Origin of the sequence: Streptomyces torulosus (genome assembly GCF_001419765.1) — a bacterium.
Classification (GTDB): domain Bacteria; phylum Actinomycetota; class Actinomycetes; order Streptomycetales; family Streptomycetaceae; genus Streptomyces; species Streptomyces torulosus.
Window position 1 is genome coordinate 1 of the sequence record NZ_LIRK01000202.1, and the last position, 1,140, is coordinate 1,140.

At 75.4% G+C, this 1,140-nt stretch carries 1 protein-coding gene; it reads right to left on the reverse strand.

Features of this window, described 5'->3' with window-relative positions; genetic code table 11:
- Positions 1–1,140, reverse strand: a 1,140-nt coding sequence (locus AOK23_RS14910; protein ID WP_107102794.1) for a pyridoxal phosphate-dependent decarboxylase family protein, incomplete at both ends; no start/stop codon positions are given.

Here is a 1,140-nt window from a genome sequence, read left to right on the forward strand (position 1 = left end):
GTGGGGGCGTGCCCATGTCGGGGTGTGTCCTTCGGGGAGGTCCGCGGCGGCGGCGGGGTCGGCGCGTTCCACGAGTGCGAGGAGGGCGGTGAGGTCGCCGGGCCGGGTGTGGGGGTTGAGCAGGGTGGTCTTGAGCCAGAGCCGGCCGTCGAGGGCGGCGCGGCCGAGGACGGCGCGGCCGTCGTGCAGGAGTTTTCGCCGGATGGCGGCCACGGTGTCGTCGCTGGCGCGGGCGGGCCGGAACAGGACCGTGCTGATGGTGGGCCGGTCGTACAGCTCGAAGCCGGGGTGGGCGTCGATGAGTGCGGCGAACTCGTGGGCGAGGTCGCAGACCTGGTCGACGAGGGCGCCGAGTCCCGTGCGGCCGAGGGTCTTGAGGGTGGCCGCGATTTTGAGGATGTCGGGGCGGCGGGTGGTGCGCAGGGAGCGGCCGAGGAGGTCGGGGAGGCCGGCTTCGGTGTCGTCGTCGGCGTTGAGGTAGTCGGCGCGGTGGCCGAGTACGGCGAGGTCGGCTTCGTCGCGGACGGTGAGGAGGCCGGCGGCGACGGGCTGCCAGCCGAGTTTGTGCAGGTCGAGGGTGACGGTGTGGGCGCGGTCCAGGGCGGTGAGCCGGGGGCGGTGCCGGGCGCTGAAGAGGAGCCCTCCGCCGTAGGCGGCGTCGATGTGGAGGCGGGCGCCGTGGGCCGTGCACAGGTCGGCGATGTCGGGCAGCGGGTCGATGAGCCCGGCGTCGGTGGTGCCGGCGGTCGCGGCGACGAGGAGGGGACCCTGGAGCCGGGTGAGCGTGCGGTCGAGGGCGGCGGGGTCGAGGGTGCCGGCCGGGGTGGGGACGACGACGGGTTCGGACAGGCCGAGGAGCCAGGCGGCGCGGGGCAGGGAGTGGTGGGCGTTGGCTCCGCAGACGAGCCGTATGCCGGTGTGGGCCTCGCGGGCGAGGAGGACGGCGAGTTGGTTGGACTCGGTGCCGCCGGTGGTGACGAGGGCGTCGGCGGCGCCGGTCTCGGCGGCGAGGGCCCGGGTGACGAGGGCTTCGAGGGCGGAGGCGGCGGGGGCCTGGTCCCAGGAGTCCAGCGACGGGTTCAGTACGGAGGCGGCGAGGTCGGCGGCGGTGGCGACGGCCAGGGGCGGGGTGTGCAGATG